Raw genomic sequence first — 22,720 nt, 5'->3', positions numbered from 1 at the left:
CGTCATGTCCCGATCTTCCGCCGGCCCACGCGCCGGCACCGTCCCCGCATCTCCCACCCGAACCGAGCAGCCGTCCCGCCACCGCTGGTGGATCCTCGCCGTCATCGGCGTCGCCCAGCTCATGGTGGTCCTGGACGCGACCATCGTGAACATCGCCCTGCCGTCGGCCCAGCACGACCTGGGGTTCTCCAACGCCGACCGGCAATGGATCGTCACCGCCTACTCGCTGGCCTTCGGCAGCCTGCTCCTGCTCGGCGGCCGCATCGCCGACCTGTTCGGCCGCAAGATCACCTTCCTGGTCGGGCTCGTCGGCTTCGCCTCCGCCTCCGCCCTCGGCGGCGCGGCCGGCAGCTTCACCGTCCTGGTCATCGCCCGTGCCGCGCAGGGCCTGTTCGGCGCGCTGCTCGCACCCTCGGCGCTGTCCCTGCTCACCACGACGTTCACCGACGCCAGGGAACGAGCCAGGGCGTTCGGCGTCTACGGCGCCATCGCCGGCGCCGGCGGCGCCATCGGACTGCTGCTCGGCGGCGTGCTCACCGAACACCTGACCTGGCGCTGGACTCTCTACGTCAACCTCGCCTTCGCCGTCGTCGCCTTCGTCGGCGGCGCCCTGCTGCTGCGCCGCGCCGCCCGCGACAAGACCGCCACACTGGATCTTCCCGGCACCGTCCTGGTCTCCACCGGCCTGTTCGGCCTGGTCTACGGCTTCTCCAAGGCCGAGTCCCACGGCTGGGGCGCGCTGGCCACCTGGGGGTGGCTCACCGCCGGCACCGTCCTGCTCGCCGCCTTCACCTGGTGGCAGACCCGGGCCGCCCACCCGCTGCTGCCGCTGCGCGTCCTGCTGGACCGCAACCGCGGAGCGTCCTTCGTCGCCGTGCTCATCAGCGGCGCCGGCATGTTCGGGGTCTTCCTGTTCCTGACCTACTACATGCAGCAAAGCCTGGGCTACACCCCGATCAGGACCGGGCTGGCCTTCCTGCCCATGGTCGCCGGCCTGATGGTCTCCTCCACCACGGCCACCGCCGCGCTGATCCCCCGCCTGGGCCCCAAACCGGTCGTACCGCTCGGCATGGGCATCGCCGCCGCCGGCCTGGCCTGGATGACCGGCCTCGACCTCCAGAGCACCTACGCCGCGCACATCATGCCCCCGCTCGTCGTCACCGGTCTCGGCATCGGCCTGGTGCTGGCACCGGCGATGAGCCTGGCCACCTCCGGTGTGGACGCACAGGACGCCGGTGTCGCCTCCGCCGCCGTCAACACCATGCAGCAGATCGGAGGGTCGATCGGCACCGCGCTGCTCAACACCCTGGCGGCCAGCGCCGCCACCGACTACCTGGCGGGCAAGGACCCCCGGGACCCCGCCGTGATCGGCCACGCCGCGCTGCAGAGCTACTCCACCGCCTACTGGTGGTCGGCCGGCTTCTTCATCGCGGGCCTCATCATCAGCGCCGTGCTCTACCGCCGAGGCGCGATCGCGGGCGACGACGGCACACCCTCCGCCGTCCACATGTGAGCCAGGTCATCCTCCTCGCCCTCCCGGGCCGGTGATGATCGCGGCTGCGACCTGGTCCGGGTGGGAGACGAGGGACAGGTGGCGGGCGCCGGGGATGATGGTCGGGGCCGGGGCGCCGATCAGCTTGGCGGTGTCGTACGGCGATGAGCGGGAGAACACGTCGTCCTCGGCTCCGAAGACCACCTTCTTCGGCACGGCGACCCGTGTCAGGGCGGCCAGCCGGGCGGCGGGCAGCCCCACGATGCCTCGCATGCTCCACAGTGCGTGTTCGGCGCCGGCGACCTGCAACGGTCGCCGCCACCGGTCCACGCCCGCGGCGTCGAGCCGGGGGCAGGACGGACCGCACTGGGAGCCGTAGATCTTGCGGATCACCAGGTCCGAGCGGACGGCCAGCCGCAGCAGGGTCGTCCGGTACGGGTTGGGGAGCACGCGCTTCAGGGCATCGGCGCCCGCCCCGGCGCCGGTGTCCAGTGCGTCCCCGTCGAGGAACACCAGACCTGCGACGCGGCCGGGAGCCCGCAGCGTGGCAGCGGCGGCGACCGCCGCGCCCGTGGAATGTCCCACGAGCGTGACGCGGTCCAGGTGCAGGGCGTCGAGGAAGCCGAGGAGTTGCGCCGCCTCGTGCTCGGCGTCGTACGGGCCGCGCCGCTGGCTGTACCCCCAGCCGGTCACGTCGAGGGCGTACACCCGGCGATGGGCGGCGAGCAGGCCCCCGACCCGCTCCCAGGTGTCGGCCGACTCGGCGGCTCCGTGCACCAGGACGACCGGCGGCCCGCCGCCGCCCCACTGCCGGTACCGCGTGCGGATCCCGTCGGCCGACACGAACCGCAGGCCCGCGGGCTCGCCGGCGCGGCCGGCCGTCGCCGCGTTGTAGCCGAGACTGAAGAGGGTGGCCGTGACGATCAGCACCAGCACCGTCGTGAGCAGCCGCCGTGTCCATTTCCGTCGCCGGGTCGGTCTCGGACCTTCAAAGCGACGGCGCGGCCATCCCACGCCTGTTCCGCTGCTCATGCTTCCCTCCGGCGATGGTGACGTCGCACCATCCTCGGAGGCGGTGTCCGCCGCCGTCGTCGTATCACGGGAGGCTTCCCGCCTACGCCCCTCAGCGTAGGCAGAGGGACCGTTCGGGAACTTCGCTCCTGCGGTCAACGCACCAGCGGTAGGAAGACGGTGTCGACGATCTCTTGTAGGACGTGGTCGGGCACCGGGGCGAATGTCACGAGGATCTCGTGGCGCAGCAGGTCGAAGGGAAGGGACTTGATGCGATCGCTGAGGTGCTCCGGTTCGATCTCGCCGCGGGCGGCGGCGCGGTCGAAGAGCACGTCGGCGGTCGTCTCGCGTGCCGTGGCGAACAGGTCGCTCGGGCTGGTGCCGGTCTCCTGGTAATAGCCGGCCAGCTGCACGTTCATGAGGGTGATGAGCTGGACGCGGGTGGCGTTGATCTCCCGCATGAGGGTGAGGACGTCCTCGCGCAGGCTCCCGGTGTCGGGGGTGTCGATACGGGACTGCTCCAGGACGTGGGCGATGACCGCCCGGACGAGTTCGTCGCGGTCGGACCAGCGGCGGTACAGCACGGGAGGGCTGGTGCCCGCGCGCTGGACGACGGCGTCCATGGTGAACCTGGCGTAGCCGTTGGCCGTGAGCTCGTCCCAGGCCGCATCGAGGAGCGCCTTCTCCAGTGCCGCCCCGCGGCGCCGCTCGGGCATTCGCACCTCCATTGGATAGATTTGCCTATCTTATTCCAGCGCTCTACGCTGACCGCCGTAAGATAGGACTCTATATCTTAGGTGGTCGTTCGTGAGTACTCCCCGCCGGACCGGACCCCCGCCCGCGGCGGCGGACCCCGACCGGACAGACCCCGCGGTGTGGCGCATGGCGTTCACCATCATCGTGGGCGCGCTCGCCGTCGTCTTCGACACCACGATCGTCAGCGTCGCCCTCAACGACCTGGCGAAGGAACTCGGCGCCCCGCTGGCCACGATCCAATGGGTGAGCACCGGCTACCTGCTGGCGGTGTTCGTCACCATCCCGCTCGCCGGATGGGCCCAGTCGCGGCTCGGCGGCAAGCACCTGTGGATCACCTCGCTGGGCATGTTCCTGCTCGGCTCGATCCTGTGCGCGCTGGCGTGGGACACGACCAGCCTGATCGCCTTCCGCGTCGTCCAGGGCATCGGCGGCGGCATCATGATGCCGCTCATGCCCACGCTGGTCATGCAGGCCGCCAAGGGCCGCAACATCGGCAAGGTCATGGCCACCGTCACCCTGCCCACCGCGCTCGGCCCGATCCTCGGCCCGGTCCTGGGCGGCATCATCCTGAACCTGGCCGACTGGCGCTGGCTCTTCCTCGTCAACATCCCGTTCTGCGTCGTCGGCGGGTGGCTCGCCCGGCGCAACCTGCCCGACGACCGGCCCGCACCCGGCGGCCCCCGCGCCCGCCTGGACGTCATCGGCCTGCTCCTGCTCTCCCCCGGTGTCGCCGCGATCATCTACGGACTGTCCCGGGTCGAGGGCAGCGCCGGCTTCGCCGGTGCCGAGGTACTCGTCCCGCTCACCGGCGGCCTCGCCCTGGTCGGCGCCTTCACCGCCCGGGCACTGCCGCGAACCGAAGGCGTCCTGGTCAACCTGAGGCTCTTCCGCCACCGCGCGCTGGCCTCCGCCTCCGCCCTGGGCTTCCTGGCCGGCATCACCCTCTACGGGGCGATGATGCTGCTGCCGCTGTACTGGCAGCAGGTTCACGGCGAGGACGCGCTCGGCGCCGGGCTGCTGCTCATCCCGCAGGGTGTCGGCGCGTTCCTCTCGCGCACCCGGGCCGGCAGGTACACCGACCGCATCGGCCCCCGCTGGGTCGCCTTCGCCGGATTCGCCGTCGTCGCCGCGGCCACCGTCCCGTTCGCCCTTGTCACCGCCGGCACCGGCAAGGTCCTGCTCATGGCCGCCCTGCTCGTCCGCGGCATCGGCATGGGCGCCGCCATGATCTCGCTCACCAGCGCCGCCTACGTCGGGCTGGGGCACAAGGAGATCCCCGACGCCAGCATCATCACCCGCGTCGCCCAGCAGATCGGCGGGTCGGCGGGCATCGCCGTCCTCGCCGTCATCCTCCAGCACACCGCCGACGGCGCCCGTACCCCGGGCGCCCTGGCCGACGGCTTCGGTGACGCCTTCTGGTGGTCGGTGGCCTTCAGCACCGTCGCGATCCCGCTGTGCCTGCTCCTGCCCGGCCGCCCCAAGCCACCGGCCCCCGCCGGCAAAGCAGGAGCCGACGCCGCCCAGGTCTAGGTTCTGCACGCGTCTGAGGTATTGACGCGTCACAACGGGCGCAGATGCTCGATCGCGACATGGTGCCGCTCGGTCAGGCGCTGGGCGATCAACGAGCGGTGGCAGGCCTCGGGGTCGCGCTCGACGCAGAGCAGCGCCGCGGTGCCACTGCCCGGCAGCGCCGACACGATCGGCGTGAGGTCGGCGCGGTCGAGGATCTCGGAGGTGTAGCGGCGGGCGTACTCGGGGGCGAGTTCGCGGCGCGAGCGCTTGCCGACCCCTTGGCGGTCGTCCTCGGCGTATTGGAGCCGGCGTAGCTCGGTGGTCGGGGCGAGTTCACGGTGGTGCTCGTAGGCGATCCGGGCTTGGGCGAGGGCCGCCTGCAGCCGGCGTGAGTTCGCCCAGGCGTACTCGGGTCCGCGGACACCGCGGCGCTGGCGTACGTCGAGCAGCACACGAACGTCCGCGTTCCGCAGTCGTTGCAGGAAGGACTCGGCGCCGAAGCCGTAGACGCCGATCGTCACCATCCTGAGCACCGGAAATCACCCACCTACCTGCTGCTCGTGCCGCCTCCGGCTGCCCTGCCGGAGGCGGCGAGGTCGCATCACGCGACGGCGGTCCCCTCAAGCTCGACCATCAGGTCGGGGATCGCCAGCCGTGTCACCCCGAGCATGGTGGTGGACGGTGCCACCCCGGCGCCGCCCAACCGCGACGCCAGCACGCCGTAGTGCTCGAAGAGCCGGTCGACGTCGGTGGTGTAGACGTTGAGCCGGACGAGACTCGCGAGGGACATGCCGGCCCCGCCGAGCACGACCTCCAGGTTGTCGAGGCTCAGCGCCAACTGCGCCGCCATGTCACCGGCATGCCGGGGCTTGCCGTCGCCGCTCATCGCGGTCTGCCCGGAGCAGTACAGGGTCCGGGTGTGCCCGGAGACGATCTCACCCTGGTTGTAGCCCATCTCCACCGACCACGCCCACGGGTTGACCGCCGTTCGCTCCATTGCCACATCAGCTCCATTCGATTCGTCGACATCACATACGTCGACCAGCTCTTTCCGGTCGTGCTGATGAGCCTCCCAACAAATCACGACATCCTGTGTCGTGTATTTCGGTAAAGTTCTCGCATGCGCGCAGACCGGTTGGTCTCGCTGGTGCTGCTGCTGCGGCAGCACGGCCGGCTGTCCGCGGCCGCGTTGGCCAGCGAGCTGGAGGTGTCCACCCGCACCGTGCTGCGCGACATCGAGGCGCTGTCCGCGGCCGGCGTCCCGGTCTATGCCGAACGCGGCCGGAACGGCGGTTTCGCATTGCTGCCCGGTTTCCGGACCGAGCTCACCGGCCTGAACCACGACGAGGCGCTCGCCCTGCTGGTCGCCGGATCGCGGCGCGGCGCGCAGGCGTTCGGCCTCGGCTCGGCCCTAGCCTCGGCGATGCTCAAGGTGGTCGACGCGCTGCCCGAGAGCTATCGGAACACCGCGGCCGGCGCGGCCGAGCGACTGCTCATCGACCCGGAGACCGACCTCCTCTCGCGCCGGCTGGTCGATGAGGAGGTGCCCGACGCCGTGGTGGCCGAGGTTCGGCGCGCGGTGTTCGCCGGACACAGGCTGCGCATCCACTACGCGGCCGTGAACCAGACCCCGAAGTGGCGCACGGTGGACCCGATCGGCCTGGTCACCGTGCGCGACCAGGGCTACTTGCTGGCCACGAGGTCCGGCGCGGACCGCACCTACCGGCTGTCGCGGGTCCTGGCCGCCGAGGAACTCACCGAACCCGCACAGCGACCGGACCGGGTCGATCTTGACCGGGCGTGGCAGGAACGCAGCACGCGGTTCCGGACCGGCGGCGACCAGGTCACCGTGCTGGTCCGGATGGACCCGGCGCGGCGGGAGGTCCTGGTGGGCACCGCGCTGGCCGTCCTCGCCGAAGAAACCGACGCGGACGGCCGGCTGCGGCTCGAGGTGACCTTCCAAGATCCGAGACACGCCGAATGGGCGCTGTGGCAGCTCGCCACGAGCGCGGAGGCCCTGGCCCCGCAGTGGTTGCGCGCCGCCCTCCGCGACCGCGCCGCCGCGATCGCCGCCCTCTACGGGTAGCCGGGCGGGCCCGGAGGCCCGCCCGGCTACGTCCCCGGCTAGATTCCGGCCATCACGGTGAAGGCGAATCCGGCGCTCGTCGGACGGCGCAGCGGAATGTCGCACTTGACCCGGCGCAGTACCTCGTTCCTGCTGAGGCCGGTCCCGTGCGCGATGAGCCGTTCCGGGCGCACCGGTACCGGATCCTCGAAGACGACCTCCACCTCGACGGGCCACGCCTCGTCGAGCCGTGCCGACGGGGTGTCCAGCCGCCAGGCGTCCGTCCAGTCCAGGGTGAAGCGGTTGCGCCGGGCGAGCAGTGGATCCACCAGGGTGGACGCCACCAGTTCCGGATCGTTGACGCGGTAGCCGTGGAGCTCGGCCGGATCGAAGGATCTGACCGGCGCTCGCTCGTGCACGGTGAGCTTGCTCGTCCGATCGCAGGTTACGCAGCGGACCAGCAGCCACACGTCCAGCAGCTTGCCGTTGGCGTTGACGCGGAACTTGCCCTCGCCGGTGGTGGCCGACTTTGACCGGCAGTCCACGCACCGCAACGACAGCAGAGGCAGCCTGGTCCGACGAACGACCCAGGGCAGCACGGTATGAGGTTGTGAAGACATGATCTCTCAAGACCTGACACGAGGCCGATTACGCGCGACCTCAAACGCTGTATGACCGGGCGCACAAGGGCAGCCCGGCGGAACCGACGTGAGCGTCGGCTACAGGTGAGCGGAAGAAGATGTCAGGTCTTAGAGGGTTGTTTGTAATGGATTGCCCCGTTGTGGGTTGGCGGGCGGGTGAGGGCTTCGTTGCCGCCTGTTGACGCTCGGTCTTTGCCGGGTTGCCGTGGGTGGCATGGGAGTCGAGGACGAGGGAGTGCGCAAGCCGTATCGCAGTGATCTGTCCGATGAGCGGTGGGCGTTGATCGAGCCGGTCATCGCGGCGTGGAAGGCGCGGCACCCGTCGGTGTCGGGCCATCAGGGCCGGTATCCGATGCGGGAGATCATCAATGCGATCTTGTATCAAGAGCGGACGGGCTGCGGGTGGGAGTACCTGCCGCATGATCTGCCGCCCCGTTCGGCGGTGTACTACTACTTCGCCCGGTGGCGCGATGACGGGCTGACCCAGACCATCCACGATCTGCTGCGCGGCCGGGTCCGTGAGGTCGCGGGGCGGGCGGAGGACCCCTCGGCGGTGGTAATGGATTCGCAGACCGTGCACGCCGCGGCCGGGGTCCCCTCGACCACCACGGGCCTGGACGCGGGCAAGAAGAGCCGTGGCCGCAAACGCGGGATCGCCACCGACGCACTGGGCCTGCTGATCGCCGTGGTGGTGACCGCCGCCAGTGTGCACGACAACGCCATCGGGATCGAGCTGCTGGATCGGGTGGCCATCGACAACCCGGGCGTGCGCACCGCGTGGGTGGACGCGGGATTCAAGAACGCGGTCGCCGATCACGGCGCCGGGCTGGGCATCACGGTCACCACGGTGCGGCCCGAACCCGGGACCAAAGGGTTCGTGCCGGTGCCCAAGCGGTGGGTGGCCGAGCAGACCTTCGGCACGTCCATGCTGCACCGGCGGCTGGCCCGCGACTACGAGAAACTGCCTGCCAGCAGCGAGTCCCATCTGTACTGGGCGGCCACCGACCGGATGACGCGCCGGCTGACCGGCACCACCACCCACTGGCGCGACAGCCCAGCCCCGCCCGCGGTCCAGGTTCTGGCCGCCGGTGCGACCGCGTGACCGGCCGGCCGCCCCCGCCGGTCCCCGACCAGCTCTTGCGCCGCCTGGCCGACGACCGTGACGCGGCCCGCGCCCGTGTCGAGCGACTCACCACCGAGCTCGCCGACGCCCGCCAACAACTGGAACGGCTGGAGGTCACCCACCAGATGCTGCTGGAACTCGCCGGTGCCGCCGGGCCGCCGCTCCCGCCCGCCTACCGCGACATTCTCGATGTGCTGACCAGGCATCCCGACGGCCTACGCCCCAAAGACCTCGCCCTCGCCCTCGGCCAGCCCGCCACCAGCAAGAACACCGTCGAAGGCATCCGCGCCAAACTCAAACGCCTCGTCGGTCGAGACCTAGCCGAAGAACCCGAATCGGGACTCTTCACCATCAAACGAGACAACACCTAACGAACAACCCTCTTAAGAGCAGGCGGGGTCACGCGGTCTTGTCCTTTGTCCTCACTGCGATGGGCCGCAGACAAGCTACGGGAACGCGAAAGGAAGGCTCAAGCGGTTTCCGACCGAGACTTCGTCGGCGCTACCGGGACTCCTCAGTGGCGGAAGCGATGGTGTCGTCGAGGCCCGGCCGGTAGCCGTACCTGCGGCCGGCACTTCTTCAAGTCGCGGCGATCAAGTACCCGCCGTCGTATCCGGCGGTGGGCGCCATGAAGTACAGGCGTTCATGCCTCACTCGGCTCAGTCGCCGCCGCTCGGGACATTGTGCGGAATCGGTGCCGGGTGTTGCGGCACAAGGGTGACCGATGCTGCCAGTTCGTAGGCGGGTGAGCGGTCCAGAGACTCTCGCGCACGGTCGTAGCGGCGGGTGGTGCGAGGGTCGGCGTGCCCGGCGAAGTCCTGGACGACGTGCAAGGGTCTGCCGTCGGTGAGCGCGATGGTGATCGCCGAGTGGCGGAAGGAGTGCGGGGAGATCTTGAAGGCGATGCCGGCCGCATGGGAGACCCGGTTGACCAGCTTCCACGCGTACGGCTGGCCGAGGGCGCGGCCGGTGCGGGTGACGAACAGCAGCCCGTCCTCGGGATGCCCGCGCTCGGCCAGGTAGGCGTGGATCGCCGCCAGCGCCGCCGGCGGCACCACGAACCTTTTGGTGGTGCCGCCCTTGACGGTCAGGTCGATGACCTGGTGACCGCGGTCTTGGTCCAGGTCCTGGACACGCGCGGCGAGCACCGATCCGATCCGGCCCGCGGTGGCGAACATCAGCCACAGCAGCGCATGGGTACGCGCCGTCTCGTGCTGGGCCGCATGCGCCAGCAGCGCCGACATCTGCTCGCGGGACATCCCGCGTGTGGTCGAGGTGGAGGTGTCCAACCGCGGCCGCTCGGCCCCGTCGAACGGGTTGACCGCCACGCACTGCTTACGGACCAGGTAGGTGTACCACGAAGAGACCGCCGCCACCCTCCGGCCGACGGTGGCTCGCGCCAGGCCCGAGGCCTTCAGCTCGGCCATGTAAACATCCGCGGCCGTCGTCGAGGGACTGCCTGCATCCACTCCGGTCGCCAGGCACCAGGCGACCCACCAGCCGACGTCGCGGATATAGGCGGCGCGGGTGTGGTCGGACTCCCGCCGCCCCGACACCAGCCACACCGCCGTGGCCCGCGACCCGCCCTCGGGCATCCGCGCCGCATGCAGCAGACTCGCCAACTCCTGCGGCGTACGAACCGGCGGCCTACCGCGCACCGCGACGTTCTCGCGGACGGCGACCCGGGTGCAGGCCGCCGAGTCCCCGTCCGGTCCCGCTGCACCTGCCGCCCTTGGCGCGGATACCCCATGGTCCATCGTGTGGGTCACCCGCCGATTATGACCGCCGGCGCACCGAAACGGACTACGCGCGGGTCCTGCCGGTGAGCCGAGTCCTACTCAGCTGGTGCGGCTACGCAAAATAGGCGGCTGAAGATCGTTGTCTGAAAACGTTGCAGCACCTCGGCGTCACCGCGCAGGTCTCGCCGCAGACCCGGGAACCCGGAGGCCAAGCGGCCACCCCCGGTACACGACGGGGGCCTTACTCTGCGACTGAGCGGTGCCAGTGCGTCCATGCCCGGTGCGTCGGCGTGACCAGTCGACCCCGGCACGCGCCACGCGGTCGCGCACCCGCGCCCTCCTCGCCGTGCCGCACGTCGTGTCTCGCCGCCGGATCCGTCACTGGATCAGCCGTGCCGACCGGCCCTAGTGATGAGTTCTCGCGCCCGTACCCGTCACAACTATGACGGGACACGACGAGGCGGAAGGATGACGTGATGAGTGCGGACACGCGGCTGGAGGAGCTGGGCGTGGGCGGTCTGGGCGAGGTCGACGAGCCGGCGTTCACTGGGCTGGCGGAGCGGCACCGGCGGGAGCTGCACGTGCACTGCTATCGGATGCTCGGGTCGTTCGAGGACGCCGAGGACACCGTGCAGGAGACCTTCCTGCGCGCATGGCGGCGGCGGGAGACCTTCAGAGGACGGTCGACGTTCCGGGCCTGGCTGTACCGGATCGCCACCAACGCCTGCCTGGACCTGCTCGCCAAGCGCCGCCCCGAGCCCGCGACCGGCGGCGAGGTGCTTTGGCTGCAGCCCTACCCGGACCGGCTGCTCGACGAGCTGCCCGCGGGCGACACCGACGCGCCGGAGACCCTCGCCGTCGCGCGGGAGACGATCGAGCTGGCGTACCTGGTCGCAGTCCAGCACCTCGCGCCGCGCCCGCGGGCCGTGCTGATCCTGCGGGACGTGCTCGGCTGGCCGGCGAAGGACGTCGCGGAGCTCCTCGGGGACTCCGTCAACTCCGTGAACAGCGCGCTGCAGCGGGCCCGCGCCGGCATGCGGGAGCACCTGCCCGCCGAGCGGCAGGACTGGACCGGCGGCGAACAGGACGCCGGCACGCGCGAGGTGGTGCGCCGATTCACCGACGCCAGTGTGGCCACGGACATCGACGGGCTCGCCGCACTGCTGCGCGACGACGTCCGATGCTCGATGCCGCCCACGCCGGGCCTGTACGTCGGCCGCGACACCGTGGTGAACGACTGGGTCGAAGACGGCTTCGAGGGCATGAAGGGCCTGCGCGCCGTCCAAACCTCCGTGAACCGGCAGCCCGCCGTCGCCTTCTACCTCTGGCGGGAGCAGGAGGGTGGATACCTGCCGCTGACGATCGACGTCCTGCGCGTCACCGGCGGCGCGATCACCGAGATCATCACCTTCCACGACGACCAGTTCCCACGGCTCGGGCTGCCGGAGCGCCTGCCGGCGGACGGCACGGAGTAGTCCGGTGCGGACGCTCGCGCTGCGCGGTGGCGCGCGTGTCGCGGTGGTCGCGGCCGAGTGGTGCGACGCGTTCGGCGTCGTCACCCGCGGGCGGGTGCAGCTGGAGCTGCGCGACGGCGAGCCCGGGCCGGTCCTTGGACGCGACGCCGGGTTCTGGCTCCGCGGCACCGGCGTCCGCGCCCTGCGGAACCCCGGCCGTCGCACCGCGAGGGTGCGCATCATCACCCCCAAGGCCAGGACCGCCACATGCCGGTCAACACACCCCTACGCCAGTCATCGAATGATGGAGGATGACATGAACAGCACGAATGACACCGAGGTCGTCGCAGGCCCGGCATCGGACCACCGACTCCGCGGGCTCGCCGGGACCGGCTTGGTTGCCGCGCTCGCAGCGATGGCGGCCACCACCCTCGCCGCCGCGCTCGCCCAGGCCGTCGGCGTCGACTTCGAGGTCCCCGATGGCGGCGAGTCGATCCCGTTCCCCGGGTTCGCCGTGGTGACCGGCTTCTTCTCGCTCGTGGGCATCGTCATCGCCGTCGCTCTTCTTCGCTGGAGCGCCCGCCCCGCCGCGCGATTCGTGTGGACGGCAGTGTCGCTGACCGCGATCTCGTTGATCCCGCCCCTCCTCTCCGGGGCGAACACCGCCACCACCACCGCCCTCCTCGGGCTGCACCTCGTCCCTGCGACGGTGATGATCCCCACCCTGGCGCGGAGCCTCCGCACCCGAACCGATTGACGATCCCGCAACGGGACAACACGCGGCGTAGGGCGTGCGCGACCGCACTGACGTGGCCCCCGGTGCTGCCACCCTCCATTCCAGATTCCTTTCCTGGCCAATTCGAAGCTGAGCCGTGTGTGCGAAGAAGCACAGGGCACCCGGGCGCTGTCCTTGAGGTGTTCACGCTCCGGCTCACCCGCGGGGACCGGTCGACGCGCAGGGCTGGAAAGGGCTGCGCGCGTGGATCGGCCCCGCCCAATCGGGCCCAGGACTCGCGATGATCCTCAATGAGTTCCGGCAGCACCGGCGGTCCGGCCCGTCCGTGGAGTTCGAGCCCGGCACCGATCCCCATGATCTTGAGCCTTCTGGACACGGCCGCCTGGCGCGGCGACGAGCCAGGGAAGCAGCAAGAGAACTGCGGCGGTTGCAGCGCCGCCGCGGATAAGCGAGTTCACCAGCACCATCCCCGGTTCAGCCTGCGTTACCACGGCGACATCCGTCTCGCGCACCGACTCGGCGAAGACGTGTCGCCCATCCCCCACCCGGGGGCCCGTGGCCTGGCACCGTCCGCAGCTGAGCCAGCCTGAGTAGCGAGTGAATGATAAGAGTCATTCTCATGCACTGCTAACGATCTTGTTGGCTAAGTTAAGTGATACTCGAAACATGTTTCGAGTATCACTTAACGGATTCTGCTAGGGTCTCGTCCATGATCGACAGTCCGGACCCTGCTCAAGCCGATCTCTCCACCGCGTCGGAAGCCTCGCCCGGCACGCTCGTACGTCCTGGCCCGACGACCGAGGAGGGCGAGGAGGGTGCGGATACGGGGACGACTCCTGTCCCCTCCCCCGCGACGGACGCGCGCGGCGCCGTCCCGTCCGAGCCGGGCGACCCGAATGACGGCTCCGCACAGCCTGTTGCGGGCGACCCAGGAAGCGGCGAGGTGGACGACGCGGCGCCGCACGGACGCTGCCAGGTCTGCAGAGAGCCCCTGCCCGAGCCGCGGCGGCGCCGCGACGGCAAGTACAAGGGAGGCCGCCGGCGGCTGTACTGCCCACCGCCCCGGGACTGCAAGGAACGCGCCCAAGCGCAACGGGAGACCCGGCTGGCCGAAGCGATCAGCGACCCGCTCCGGCTGGTGGCCGCGGTAGCCGACGAGACGGTGCCCGCCATGGCCGACCTGCAGGCGCTCCTGCAGCAGACGATCGACGCGCTCGCCGCGATCAAGGAGGCCAGCAGCGCCGAGGTCGCCGCGGCCAAGGCCGACGCGGCAGAAGCCCGCGACCGGGCGGCAGACGCACAGCGCAGCGCCGAACAGGCCAAGGAGCGCGCCGCCCGCGCCGACACCGCCTGCCAGCAGGAACGAATAGCCCGACGTGACGCCGAGGAGGCGTCGCGACAGGCGCGGGCCGAGACCGCTCAGGTCAAGCAGCAGGCGGCCGACACCGTCGCGGCCCATCAGCAGGCGCGCACCCAGGCCGAACGTGCCGCCACGCTAGCCAAGCAGGCCGAGGAGACCGTGGCCGACCAACTCCGCGACGCCTTGTCCCGGCTGGAGGCCGAGACCTCCGCCCGCCAACAGGCACAGGAGCAGCTGGCGCAAAGCCGCGCCGATCTGGCCGTGGCGCAGACCGTGGCCCGCACTGCCGAAGAGGCGGCGCGAGCAGGCACGACCAGAGCCGACGAGGCCGACGGGCGCGCCATCGCCGCCGAGCGCGCCGCCGCCGCCGCCATCGCGCTGGCAGACAAGGCCGAGAAGACCGCCACGACGCTCCAGCAGCAGCTCGAGGACGTTCGACGCGAGGCCGAGGAAGCCCGCCTCGCCGAGCGCACGCTGACGGCCACGCTGCAGTCGGTCGAACGCGACCGCGAAGCCGCCCGCGCCGACGCCGCTCGTCAACGCGAACGCGCCACCCAAGCCGAAGTCCATGCTCGTCAAGCCGGTGAGCAACTGGCGGCCCGCGACCAGCCTCCGCCCCATGACCACATCACCCCACCCGACGCCTCTGGCGCGGCTCCACATCCCACCTGATTGGGGGGACGGCCGGAATACGACAGAAAGGGGCCGCGGGGTCGACCGATCGTTCGTGAACTGCGCGACCTTGATGACGGCGAAGACGAGTAACCGGGCCGGGCGCTGGCTGGGGTGTTGGTCAGGTGCCGGGTGGCAGTGGCCGGCCGACGGCGGGGACGCGGGCGGAGGACACCCGGTGCGCCCGCGGACGGCCAGTCCGGCGGCGTCGTCGGCCAGGGCGGCGCTCTGTTGCAGTGCGACGTGGTACAGCGTGAGCGGGGCAAAGACGCGATCGAGTGGCCTTGGCCGCGGGGGTGGATGGTCTGGTCGGTATGGCCTCGCGGCGGCTGCGCTGACGACGAGATTGGCCCTCGCGCCCGGGCCGTTCGACGCCCGCCACCACTGGTCAGGTTCTTCTTGATCGGCCCTGGAGTCCTAGCTCAGACACCAGCCGCAAACTAGCCGGATGATCACGTGCTCGCTGGCGTGGCGGCCTTTTCGTCGTGCTCCCGCAGCATCCGCATGACGGTGGCGGGCGAGGGGTGCTGGCCCCTCTTTGCGCCGGTGGTGATGACGAGGCGCTTGGCGATGTCGCGCAGGCTCATCTCCTGGTCGCGAAGGTGGAGGGCCATGGAGAGCATGTCGTCGTCGGTGACCCCGGCGCCGCCGATGGTCTTGCCGCGCTTCCGCGCGCTCTCGTGGCCTTCGAGGGTGCGGTCGCGGATGTACTCGCGCTCCATGCCAGACATGGCCGCAAGCACGGTGAACACGATGCCGGACGGGTCGTGCGAGCCCTTCAGCTCTCCGGTGAGGAACTCCAGCCCGACGTCGCTCGCCTTCAGCTTCTCGGCGAGCATGGCGAGTTCGATGCCTCGGCCGAGCCGCTTGTGCTCGTGCACGACGAGGGTGACGGCGACACCTGAGGAGCGGATCTCCCCGGCCAGCTTCACAGCGGCCTCCAGCTCGGGGCGCCGGGTGGCGCGGGTGGAGATCTTCTCCGAGAAGACCCGGTTGACCCCGGCCTCGGCGAGGGAGTCGAGTTGTGCGTCGAGGGACTGCCGGGCGGTCGAGGCTCGGGCGTAGCCGAGGCGGACGTGTCCGACCGGTTCGGCGCCGGCGCGCACGGGCCGGGGCAGTTCGGTCCATGCCGAGCCGGGCTTGCGTACGGCGGGGGTCGGCACGCTGAGGGCCTTGGTGAGTTGGGGCACGAGGCGGAAGCGGGCGGTGTGGTACTGGATGGCCACCTTGGCCTTGCCGGTGCGGCACGGGGAGCCCGCGGGGGCGGCGCAGGTGGACATCGGGCAGTCGTGCGATTCCACGCGCTTGAAGTCGTCGCTCACGACCCCGGACTGTTTCATGAGGGTGTTTCAGATGTCCAGTCGTTTGCAACGACTCATGAAACATGATCGCCGCAGGTGGACCGCCGGGCGGTCGGGTGTTTCACGAGCGACCACCTGTGAAACACGGCGGATCCGCATGGCCCACACCGGCAGCATGATGCCAAGCCGGGCTTGCAGGCCCGCGCTGGGGGCCGGGAGCGAACGACATGATTGACGAGGGCCGGGGCAGTGCCTCGCCCTGCCGGCCTTCCGCACCCTGCGCGGATTGGGCTGGCGGCAGGCAGCACACTGGCGACCGAGGCGCCGAGGGCGGCCTGGTCGACGTGCTCGCGCACATCCTGCGAGGAAGCGCGCCGGATTAGCCCTTCCTCTCCGGCTCCGGCGGGGCACAGGACGCCTGACTGGCACGGAGCATGGCCTTGTAGAGAGCTCGAGGCTCGGGTGAGTCGGGCAGCGGGCCGCGGGCGGGGGCCTGGAAGGACTGGATCATCAAGGCGACGACGCGTTTCCAGGCGTCGGGAGCGGCGTCGCCGGTGGCGTTGACGACTCCGGCGTTGGCCATGTGCACCAGCACCAGGTCCTCGGGGGTGAAGTCCTCGCGTAGGCGTCCTGCGGCCTTGGCGCGGCCGATGAGCTGCACGACGCCCTCGTAGGCCTGGTTTCGGCGCTCTTCCAGGGCCTTGGCCGTGGGAAAGGTCATGGTCAGTACATCGGCGAAGCCGTAGTCGGCGGCCTGCATTGCGCAGACGGTTTCGATGAACCCGGCGAGGCCGTGCCAGGGATCGGGGTCGTCGAGGGCGGTGCCGACGGCGTCGGCGTAGGCGTCCATGCGGTCGGCGAAGACCGCGGCGACCAGTTCCTCTTTGGTCGGGAAGCGGCGGAACATCGTGGCGATACCCACCCCCGCCTCGCGGGCCACGGAAGCCATGGAGGCGTTCAGGCCGTCTCGCCTGAATACCGTGCGCGCGGCGGCGACGATCCGCGCGCGGTTGCGCTCGGCGTCGCTGCGTAGCGGCTGGGCGGGGCCGTCGCCGGGCCGAGCGTGAAGGTTCATGAAACCAGCCTAACCGAACCGGAATACCCTATCCAGTTCCGGTGTTATCCTGGGTACAGGAACCGGATAGGCCTTTCCGTATCTAGTCGATACCTATGTCAAGGAGTAGATGATCATGCGTGCTGTGACGTTGGCGCAGGTGCCCGGCAGTCCCGAGGTGACCGAGGCGCAGGTGCCCCGCCCGGAGGCCGGTGAGGTGCTGGTGAAGGTCGCCGCGTCCTCGGTGAACGGGTTCGACCTGGGCACAGTGGCCGGATACCTGCAGGGCATGATGGAGCACCGCTTCCCGCTGATCCCCGGCAAGGACTTCGCCGGCACCGTCGAGGCAGTCGGTGAAGGCGTCGAGGGCTACGCGGTCGGCGACGCCGTATTCGGCGTGATCACCAAAGCGCACCTGGGCACCGGCTCGATGGCGCAGTACGTCGCCGTTCCCGCCGCCATCGGCATCACACACCGGCCAGCGGAGGTCTCGGTGCGTGACGCGGGCGCGCTCGGACTGGCGGGCACCGCCGCCTTCGACGGTCTCGCCCTGCTCGGCCCGCTGGAAGGCAAGACCGTGCTGATCTCTGGTGCCACCGGCGGCGTGGGCGCCATCGCCGTCCAGCTGGCCGCGGCCCGGGGCGCGCGCGTGATCGCCACGGCCAAGCCGGGTTCCGAGACGGACTTCGTCGCCGCCCTGAGCGACGGCGAGGTCACCGTCGTCGACTACACCCAGGACGTGAGCGGGCAGGTCCGCGCGGCCGCCCCCGGCGGCGTGGACGCGGTATTGCACCTCGCCGGCGACCTGGACGAACTGACCGCGCTCACCCGCGACGGCGGCGCCGTGGCTTCCGCCCTCGCCGTCCCCGAGGCCTCGGAGGACCGCAAGCTGACCACCGCCATGATCCGGTCCAACCCGACCGCCGACACCCTGTCCACCCTCGCCGGGCAGGTCGCCTCCGGCTCCCTCACGGTGTCGGTGAACGCCGAGTTCGACCTGGAGCGCGCTCCCGAGGCGTTCGCCGCGTTCGGTAGCGGCACCCTCGGCAAGATCGCGATCACCGTCGCCTGATCCGCCCCGTATCCCACCCTTTCTTTACGCAAAGGACTTCTCACCATGCCCAGCATCGCCATCATCGGAGCCGGCCCCGGAATGGGCCTCGCCATCGCCCGCACCTTCGGCTCCCAGGGCTACGACGTCGCTCTCATCGCCCGCAACCGCGCCAAGCTCGACGACCTGGTCGGCCGGCTCACCACCGAGGGCATCACCGCCGCCGCGTTCCCGGCGGACGTGCTCGACCACGACGCGCTGACCCAGGCCCTCAAGGACGCCGCCAGCCGGTTCGGCGGCATCGACGTCCTGGAGCACTCCCCCGCTCCCAGCATCGACTCCATGACCCTCACCTCCCCGTCCCAGACCAGCCCGTCCGATGTACAGGGATGGATCGACTTCCTGCTCGGCAGCGCCATCACCGCCACCCAGGCCGTCCTGCCCGCGATGCGTGAGGCCGGCGCGGGCACCCTGCTGTTCACCAACGGCGCCGGCTCGGTCGACCCCAACCCGATGCTCGGCAACGTCAACCCCGCCCAGGCGGCGCTGCGCAACTGGGCGCTCAACCTGCACAAGGAGCTGGCCGGCACCGGTATCCAGGCCGCGCACGTCGCCATCGGCGCGTGGATCGGCGCGGGCGGCCCTCCCGGAGTCCCGACCGCCGAGGCCGAGGAGATCGCCCCCCTCTACTGGGACCTGCACACCCAGCGCGATCAAGCCGAGCGCGTCTTCACCGTCTGACGCCTCCCGGCGCTCCCCATCAAATCCTGATCCGCCGCGGCGTTCCCCGCCGCGGCGCGACCGAAGAAGGTTTCCGCTCCGATGAACGTGTTCCTGTGGATCCTGCAGGGCGTCCTCGCCGCGCTGTTCGCGGCCGCCGGCGTCACCAAGGCCACCCAGCCCCGCGAAAAGCTCATATCCCAATTGCCGTGGGTCAGTGACGTCTCGACACCCGTGGTGCGTCTGATCGGCGTCGCCGAACTCGCCGGCGCCCTCGGGCTGATCCTGCCGGCTGCCTTCGACATCGCCACCGTACTCACCGCGCTGGCCGCCACCGGCCTGGCTGTGATCATGGTGCTGGCCATGGGCCTCCACGCCCGTCGCAAGGAGCCGAAAGCCATCGGGTTCAACGCGATCCTGCTCATCGTTGCCGCGGTCATCATGTGGGGCCGGTTCGGGCCCTACTCCTTCTGACCGCCGGGCCTACTCCCCTTCACAGCGACCCTCCGGGCCGCTGCGGGCCCGCCGGATCACCGCGGGATCCCAGCGAGACATCACCGAGACGCCCAAGCCAGACCAAGAAGGAAAGAGCATGCGCACCGCACTCATCACTGGATCCGGCCGACGAGAAGGGCTGGGCTTCGAGACCGCTCGGCAACTGGGCACCCAGGGAATCCACGTCATCCTGTCCGCCCGCCGGTCCGAGCAGGTGGAGCCTCTCGCCACGGAACTCGTTGACCAGGGCATCGAAGCGTCCGCCCTGAAGCTGGACCTGCTCGACCCCGCCGGCGTGGCGACGGCGGTGCAACGCGTCGAGGCGCAGTTCGGGAAGCTGGACATCCTGGTGAACAACGCCGCGATGCTGGTGGGCCCCGCGGGCGTAGCGGACAAGGACATGGACGAGCTCCTCCTTGAGTTCCAGACCAACGTGGTCGGCACGTGGAGTGTCACCCAGCAGTTCCTGCCCCTCCTCGTTGCCAGCGGCCACGGCAGGATCGTCAACGTGTCCAGCGGAGCAGGGTCGTTCTGGGATCCCGACCACGGACTGGTCAACCACCCCGGATTCGCGATGGCCCGATTCGGCGACATGCCGATCACCGCCTACGCCCTGACCAAGACGGCGCTCAACGGGCTCACGATCAAGATGGCGAAGGACCTCGAGAGCGACAACATCCTCGTGAACTCCGTCTGCCCCGGCCTCACCGCCACGCACCCCGGCACAGAAGGATTCGCCCGCCCCGTAGCCGACAGCGCCAAGGGCATCGCATGGGCGGCCACCCTGCCCGACGGCGGGCCCACCGGCCTCTTCTTCAGGGACGAAAAGCAACTGCCCTGGTGACAACCACCGGGACCGCGTACGTCCCGACCTCTCCAATCTGACGGGGCGCCGGTGGCGTCCGCGCCGCAGCCAGGACGCTCTCCGTGCGGGGATTGCCGCGACCAGCGCCCCAGCTCTCCTCATTCCTCCTATGACCAGGGCGACCTGACCACTTCACAACCCAAGGGAATTTCATGTCCGAGAACAAGATCATCGCAGTCGTCGGTGCGACGGGCGCGCAGGGCGGCAGTCTCGTCGAGGCCATCCTGGAGCATCCCGAGAGCGGCCTGACGGTCCGCGCCCTGACCCGCAACCCCGACTCGGAGAAGGCGAAGGCCCTCGCCTCGCGCGGCATCGAGGTGGTGCGCGGTGACGCGGAGGACCCGGCAAGTCTGCAGGCGGCATTCGCGGGCGCCTATGGCGCGTTCCTGGTGACCAACTTCAACGAGCACGGCGACGCCGCCCGCGAGACCGCACAGGCCAAGGCCATGGCGGACGCCGCCAAGAAGGCCGGCGTGCGGCACGTGGTCTGGTCGACCCTGGAGGACACCCGCGAAGTGATCGCCGACGACGACCCGCGCTTCGTCAAACTCGACGGCGGCCGCTACCTCCCGCACTCCGACTCCAAGGGCGAGGCCGACGGCTACTTCCGCGAGCTGGGCCTGCCCGCCACGTTCATGCGCACCAGCTTCTACTGGGAGAACCTGCTCGGCCCGATGTTCCGGCGCCGCGGTGACGACGGTGCGCTGCTGCTGACCATCGCCATGGGCGATGGCCTGCTGCCCGGCGTGTCGGTGAAGAACCTCGGCCGGTTCGCCTTCGGCATCTTCACCCACCCGGAGTTCATCGGCCGCACCGTCGGTATCGCCAACCAGCACCTCACCGGTGCGGAAATGGCGGACACCCTCACCCACGTCCTGGGCGAGGAGGTCCGCTACGAGCCGTACACGATAGACGCGCTGCGCGGCTTCGACATGCCCATGGCCGACAACTTCGCCAACATGATGCAGTACTGGCAGGCCTTCAACGCCGAGTACGTCGGCGCCCGCGACCTGGATGTGGTTCACTCCCTCAGCCCGGAGACCGAGACGTTCGAGCAGTGGGTAAGCGAGCACAAGGACCAGCTCAAGGTCCTCTGACAGGGCCGGAAGTCCTGCCTCCGGTCCCAGCGTGGGACAGCATCGAGCCCGTGCCCGCGTTCATGAACGTTCGGAAGTCATCGCTCCCGACGATCTCCGCCGTCGACCAGGTGTCCGCCGCGGTGCGGGGGCGAGGCACGGCGGCAGCCGGCCCCAGGTCGAGACGCTTGTCCATGTCGAGCCGGAACGTGCCGTACGGGTTGACGTTGGACCAGAACAGCGCGGTCAGGCCGCGCCGGTCCTCGTCGCTTAGCTTCTTCCCCCAGGCCGGTTCGGCCAGGACTTGCTGGACCAGCAGGGTATTGACGTGGACGAGCGCGGACTGGAGCAGGTGCAAGCCGAGCATCGAGGTCTCAGCATGCTCCTTGTCCGGGCCGGTCAAGGCGCCGTCCTTGCCGTAGTGCAGCACGGTGTTCGCACTGTTCCGGTTCTCCACGACCTGGAGCCCTCCGTGGATCTCCCGGCGCAGGCCAGGGCTGGCCAGGTAGTCACAGGCGAAGACCGTACGAACCGCGCGGCCGAGTTCTTCGAGGGCCTGGTAGGTGGGGTGCTTGGGGCCGCCACGAGTGAAGCGCCACAACACCTGCTCCGCCTCGGCGGTGCCGAGCCGGAGCGCGGTGGCGTACTTGACCATATGGTCGTACTGCTGCTCGATCAGTTCCCAGCGGATCGGTCGCGTCAGCGAGGCGGCCGAGCGCGGGCCAGCCGGGCGGGCTGTCGTCCGGGCGGTACAGGCGGATGCTGCCGATGTTCTTCAGCCGCGGCAGTAGACGGAAGTTGAGCAGCTCGGTGAAGGCGAAGCCGACCACGCTCGCGCCGTGGGTGTCGACGTAGTTCGACTCGATGTCGGCGTCCGTGCAGTGCCGCAGCAGGCCCTCGATCATCGCCGCGACCTCGGACGACGAACAGCTCTTGAGCTGGGAATAGATGCAGACGTTCTTCCGTTCGACGTGCCAGTAAATCATCACGCCGTTGCCGCCGTAGCGGGCGTGGTACTCGGTCATAAAGTTCGAGGACCAGGAACCGAACTTCTTCGAGTCCGACGCGCACGCGGTTCCGCGGCCCCACCAGGCGGTGTCGCGGGTGGCGAAGGTGGCGTTCACCAACCTGGTGACGGCAGCCCGGAGGTTGTCGACGGTGATGAAGTGCCGGCGCACGTGCCGCAGCGCGGCCTCGCTCTCGCCATGTTCGCCGGTCGCCACGATCGCCCGGATGCCCATGTTCGTGCCCAGCGCGAAGAGGGCCAGCAGCAGGCGGCGCTGGAGGACGTCACGCTCGATGCGCTCGTACGCGGCCACCGAGGAGAACTCCTCGGTGAAACCGGTCAGGAAGTCGGCGTTCTTCAGCACGTCCAGAAGGTCCAGGACGCCCCAGCGGCGCGCGACCTCGTCCTTGAGGGCCGCCAGGCCGGTGGGCTCGGCCAGCGGTTCCAGCTTGGGCACGGTGATCCACGCCTCGCCCTTGCGGGTGGTGACCTTCACCCCGCCCGCGCTGCCGTCCGCGAGCGCGCCGGACAGTTGGTCCAGGCCCGCGGCCATGCGCTTCTTCAGGTCCGCGATGAAAGCCCTCGGATTCA

General features: G+C 70.1%; 22 protein-coding genes and 1 pseudogene. 13 read left to right on the top strand and 10 right to left on the bottom strand.

Translation table 11 applies throughout. From position 1 onward, the window contains the following. Positions 1–4: 4 nt before the first annotated feature. A complete protein-coding gene (locus ACQPXG_RS23365; RefSeq protein ID WP_433469838.1) occupies positions 5–1,513 on the top strand; it encodes an MFS transporter in 1,509 nt (502 codons plus the stop codon). A 6-nt stretch (positions 1,514–1,519) separates the two neighbouring features. On the opposite strand, the gene ACQPXG_RS23360 is transcribed toward ACQPXG_RS23365, so the two are convergent. Further along, positions 1,520–2,524 carry an alpha/beta fold hydrolase gene (locus ACQPXG_RS23360; protein ID WP_433469837.1) on the bottom strand — a complete coding sequence of 335 codons (1,005 nt, stop codon included), beginning with the start codon at positions 2,522–2,524 and terminating at the stop codon, positions 1,520–1,522. A 134-nt stretch (positions 2,525–2,658) separates the two neighbouring features. Next, positions 2,659–3,219 (bottom strand): TetR/AcrR family transcriptional regulator, encoded by a 561-nt coding sequence (locus ACQPXG_RS23355; protein WP_433469836.1) that lies wholly within the window; start codon positions 3,217–3,219, stop codon positions 2,659–2,661. Positions 3,220–3,310: 91 nt separating this feature from the next. Here ACQPXG_RS23355 and ACQPXG_RS23350 point away from each other — a divergent pair, with 91 nt between their 5' ends. Then, positions 3,311–4,789, top strand: coding sequence for an MDR family MFS transporter (locus ACQPXG_RS23350; RefSeq protein ID WP_433469835.1), 1,479 nt, complete (start codon positions 3,311–3,313; stop codon positions 4,787–4,789). A 29-nt stretch (positions 4,790–4,818) separates the two neighbouring features. Here the strand turns inward: ACQPXG_RS23350 and ACQPXG_RS23345 are convergent, their stop codons facing one another. After that, complete coding sequence (locus ACQPXG_RS23345) at positions 4,819–5,295, bottom strand: DUF488 family protein, N3 subclade (protein WP_433470035.1); 477 nt, start codon at positions 5,293–5,295, stop codon at positions 4,819–4,821. Between the two features lie 77 nt (positions 5,296–5,372). After that, positions 5,373–5,768, bottom strand: a complete 396-nt coding sequence (locus ACQPXG_RS23340; protein ID WP_433469834.1) for a RidA family protein — start codon at positions 5,766–5,768, stop codon at positions 5,373–5,375. Positions 5,769–5,891: 123 nt separating this feature from the next. Between ACQPXG_RS23340 and ACQPXG_RS23335 the strand changes: the two genes are divergently transcribed. Further along, the gene (locus ACQPXG_RS23335) at positions 5,892–6,857 is read left to right on the top strand and encodes a helix-turn-helix transcriptional regulator (protein ID WP_433469833.1); all 966 of its coding nucleotides are present in this window, start codon (positions 5,892–5,894) and stop codon (positions 6,855–6,857) included. 38 nt (positions 6,858–6,895) lie between these two features. On the opposite strand, the gene ACQPXG_RS23330 is transcribed toward ACQPXG_RS23335, so the two are convergent. Next, positions 6,896–7,381, bottom strand: a complete 486-nt coding sequence (locus ACQPXG_RS23330) for a DUF1062 domain-containing protein (RefSeq protein ID WP_433469832.1) — start codon at positions 7,379–7,381, stop codon at positions 6,896–6,898. 310 nt (positions 7,382–7,691) lie between these two features. On the opposite strand from ACQPXG_RS23330, the gene ACQPXG_RS23325 reads away from it, so the two are divergent. Both ACQPXG_RS23325 and ACQPXG_RS23320 read left to right on the top strand, forming a co-directional pair. Next, positions 7,692–8,579: an IS5 family transposase gene (locus tag ACQPXG_RS23325; RefSeq protein ID WP_433469831.1), complete on the top strand. Its 888-nt coding sequence runs from the start codon at positions 7,692–7,694 to the stop codon at positions 8,577–8,579. Further along, a complete protein-coding gene (locus ACQPXG_RS23320) occupies positions 8,576–8,971 on the top strand; it encodes a hypothetical protein (RefSeq protein WP_433469830.1) in 396 nt (131 codons plus the stop codon). Before ACQPXG_RS23325 ends, ACQPXG_RS23320 begins: the two co-directional genes overlap by 4 nt. 288 nt (positions 8,972–9,259) lie before the next feature. On the opposite strand, the gene ACQPXG_RS23315 is transcribed toward ACQPXG_RS23320, so the two are convergent. After that, complete coding sequence (locus ACQPXG_RS23315) at positions 9,260–10,222, bottom strand: tyrosine-type recombinase/integrase (protein WP_433469829.1); 963 nt, start codon at positions 10,220–10,222, stop codon at positions 9,260–9,262. 593 nt (positions 10,223–10,815) lie between these two features. Between ACQPXG_RS23315 and ACQPXG_RS23310 the strand changes: the two genes are divergently transcribed. The 3 genes from ACQPXG_RS23310 (at position 10,816) to ACQPXG_RS23300 (ending at position 14,561) form a co-directional block, all read left to right on the top strand. Continuing rightward, positions 10,816–11,814: an RNA polymerase subunit sigma-70 gene (locus ACQPXG_RS23310; RefSeq protein WP_433469828.1), complete on the top strand. Its 999-nt coding sequence runs from the start codon at positions 10,816–10,818 to the stop codon at positions 11,812–11,814. A 4-nt stretch (positions 11,815–11,818) separates the two neighbouring features. Then, on the top strand, positions 11,819–12,550 hold the full coding sequence (locus tag ACQPXG_RS23305; protein ID WP_433469827.1) for a DUF6069 family protein: 732 nt from the start codon (positions 11,819–11,821) through the stop codon (positions 12,548–12,550). 688 nt (positions 12,551–13,238) lie between these two features. Next, positions 13,239–14,561, top strand: a complete 1,323-nt coding sequence (locus ACQPXG_RS23300; RefSeq protein ID WP_433469826.1) for a hypothetical protein — start codon at positions 13,239–13,241, stop codon at positions 14,559–14,561. 452 nt (positions 14,562–15,013) lie between these two features. On the opposite strand, the gene ACQPXG_RS23295 is transcribed toward ACQPXG_RS23300, so the two are convergent. Further along, positions 15,014–15,883 (bottom strand): recombinase family protein, encoded by an 870-nt coding sequence (locus ACQPXG_RS23295; RefSeq protein ID WP_433469825.1) that lies wholly within the window; start codon positions 15,881–15,883, stop codon positions 15,014–15,016. 358 nt (positions 15,884–16,241) lie between these two features. Further along, complete coding sequence (locus ACQPXG_RS23290; protein WP_433469824.1) at positions 16,242–16,937, bottom strand: TetR/AcrR family transcriptional regulator; 696 nt, start codon at positions 16,935–16,937, stop codon at positions 16,242–16,244. Between the two features lie 115 nt (positions 16,938–17,052). On the opposite strand from ACQPXG_RS23290, the gene ACQPXG_RS23285 reads away from it, so the two are divergent. From ACQPXG_RS23285 to ACQPXG_RS23265, 5 genes are all read left to right on the top strand, one after another. After that, complete coding sequence (locus ACQPXG_RS23285; protein ID WP_433469823.1) at positions 17,053–17,988, top strand: NADP-dependent oxidoreductase; 936 nt, start codon at positions 17,053–17,055, stop codon at positions 17,986–17,988. Positions 17,989–18,033: 45 nt separating this feature from the next. Continuing rightward, the gene (locus tag ACQPXG_RS23280) at positions 18,034–18,708 is read left to right on the top strand and encodes an SDR family NAD(P)-dependent oxidoreductase (RefSeq protein ID WP_433469822.1); all 675 of its coding nucleotides are present in this window, start codon (positions 18,034–18,036) and stop codon (positions 18,706–18,708) included. An 81-nt stretch (positions 18,709–18,789) separates the two neighbouring features. Next, the gene (locus ACQPXG_RS23275) at positions 18,790–19,161 is read left to right on the top strand and encodes a DoxX family protein (RefSeq protein ID WP_433469821.1); all 372 of its coding nucleotides are present in this window, start codon (positions 18,790–18,792) and stop codon (positions 19,159–19,161) included. 118 nt (positions 19,162–19,279) lie between these two features. Beyond that, complete coding sequence (locus tag ACQPXG_RS23270; RefSeq protein WP_433469820.1) at positions 19,280–20,026, top strand: SDR family NAD(P)-dependent oxidoreductase; 747 nt, start codon at positions 19,280–19,282, stop codon at positions 20,024–20,026. Between the two features lie 173 nt (positions 20,027–20,199). Further along, a complete protein-coding gene (locus tag ACQPXG_RS23265; RefSeq protein ID WP_433469819.1) occupies positions 20,200–21,144 on the top strand; it encodes an NmrA/HSCARG family protein in 945 nt (314 codons plus the stop codon). Here the strand turns inward: ACQPXG_RS23265 and ACQPXG_RS23260 are convergent. Further along, the gene (locus tag ACQPXG_RS23260; RefSeq protein ID WP_433469818.1) at positions 21,131–21,778 is read right to left on the bottom strand and encodes a Tn3 family transposase; all 648 of its coding nucleotides are present in this window, start codon (positions 21,776–21,778) and stop codon (positions 21,131–21,133) included. The two genes, ACQPXG_RS23265 and ACQPXG_RS23260, sit on opposite strands and share 14 nt — an antisense overlap. 139 nt (positions 21,779–21,917) lie before the next feature. Continuing rightward, a pseudogene (locus ACQPXG_RS23255) lies at positions 21,918–22,682 on the bottom strand (Tn3 family transposase); the annotation flags it as partial. Between the last annotated feature and the right edge of the window lie 38 nt (positions 22,683–22,720).

The sequence above is a fragment of the Spirillospora sp. CA-128828 genome, from assembly GCF_050945415.1.
In the GTDB taxonomy this organism is placed as follows: Bacteria; Actinomycetota; Actinomycetes; order Streptosporangiales; family Streptosporangiaceae; genus Spirillospora.
The sequence above is the reverse complement of the archived record's forward strand: the minus strand, read 5'-3'. Positions and strand labels throughout refer to the sequence as shown.

Excerpts from the sequence above, each read along its gene's own strand:
- ACQPXG_RS23360 (WP_433469837.1), bottom strand. The coding sequence starts at position 2,524 with ATGAGCAGCGGAACAGGCGTGGGATGGCCGCGCCGTCGCTTTGAAGGT.
- ACQPXG_RS23335 (WP_433469833.1), top strand. The coding sequence starts at position 5,892 with ATGCGCGCAGACCGGTTGGTCTCGCTGGTGCTGCTGCTGCGGCAGCAC.
- ACQPXG_RS23340 (WP_433469834.1), bottom strand. The coding sequence starts at position 5,768 with ATGGAGCGAACGGCGGTCAACCCGTGGGCGTGGTCGGTGGAGATGGGC.
- ACQPXG_RS23280 (WP_433469822.1), top strand. The coding sequence starts at position 18,034 with ATGCCCAGCATCGCCATCATCGGAGCCGGCCCCGGAATGGGCCTCGCC.
- ACQPXG_RS23310 (WP_433469828.1), top strand. The coding sequence starts at position 10,816 with ATGAGTGCGGACACGCGGCTGGAGGAGCTGGGCGTGGGCGGTCTGGGC.
- ACQPXG_RS23355 (WP_433469836.1), bottom strand. The coding sequence starts at position 3,219 with ATGCCCGAGCGGCGCCGCGGGGCGGCACTGGAGAAGGCGCTCCTCGAT.
- ACQPXG_RS23265 (WP_433469819.1), top strand. The coding sequence starts at position 20,200 with ATGTCCGAGAACAAGATCATCGCAGTCGTCGGTGCGACGGGCGCGCAG.
- ACQPXG_RS23345 (WP_433470035.1), bottom strand. The coding sequence starts at position 5,295 with ATGGTGACGATCGGCGTCTACGGCTTCGGCGCCGAGTCCTTCCTGCAA.
- ACQPXG_RS23275 (WP_433469821.1), top strand. The coding sequence starts at position 18,790 with ATGAACGTGTTCCTGTGGATCCTGCAGGGCGTCCTCGCCGCGCTGTTC.
- ACQPXG_RS23300 (WP_433469826.1), top strand. The coding sequence starts at position 13,239 with ATGATCGACAGTCCGGACCCTGCTCAAGCCGATCTCTCCACCGCGTCG.
- ACQPXG_RS23270 (WP_433469820.1), top strand. The coding sequence starts at position 19,280 with ATGCGCACCGCACTCATCACTGGATCCGGCCGACGAGAAGGGCTGGGC.
- ACQPXG_RS23285 (WP_433469823.1), top strand. The coding sequence starts at position 17,053 with ATGCGTGCTGTGACGTTGGCGCAGGTGCCCGGCAGTCCCGAGGTGACC.
- ACQPXG_RS23325 (WP_433469831.1), top strand. The coding sequence starts at position 7,692 with ATGGGAGTCGAGGACGAGGGAGTGCGCAAGCCGTATCGCAGTGATCTG.
- ACQPXG_RS23365 (WP_433469838.1), top strand. The coding sequence starts at position 5 with ATGTCCCGATCTTCCGCCGGCCCACGCGCCGGCACCGTCCCCGCATCT.
- ACQPXG_RS23260 (WP_433469818.1), bottom strand. The coding sequence starts at position 21,778 with ATGGTCAAGTACGCCACCGCGCTCCGGCTCGGCACCGCCGAGGCGGAG.
- ACQPXG_RS23290 (WP_433469824.1), bottom strand. The coding sequence starts at position 16,937 with ATGAACCTTCACGCTCGGCCCGGCGACGGCCCCGCCCAGCCGCTACGC.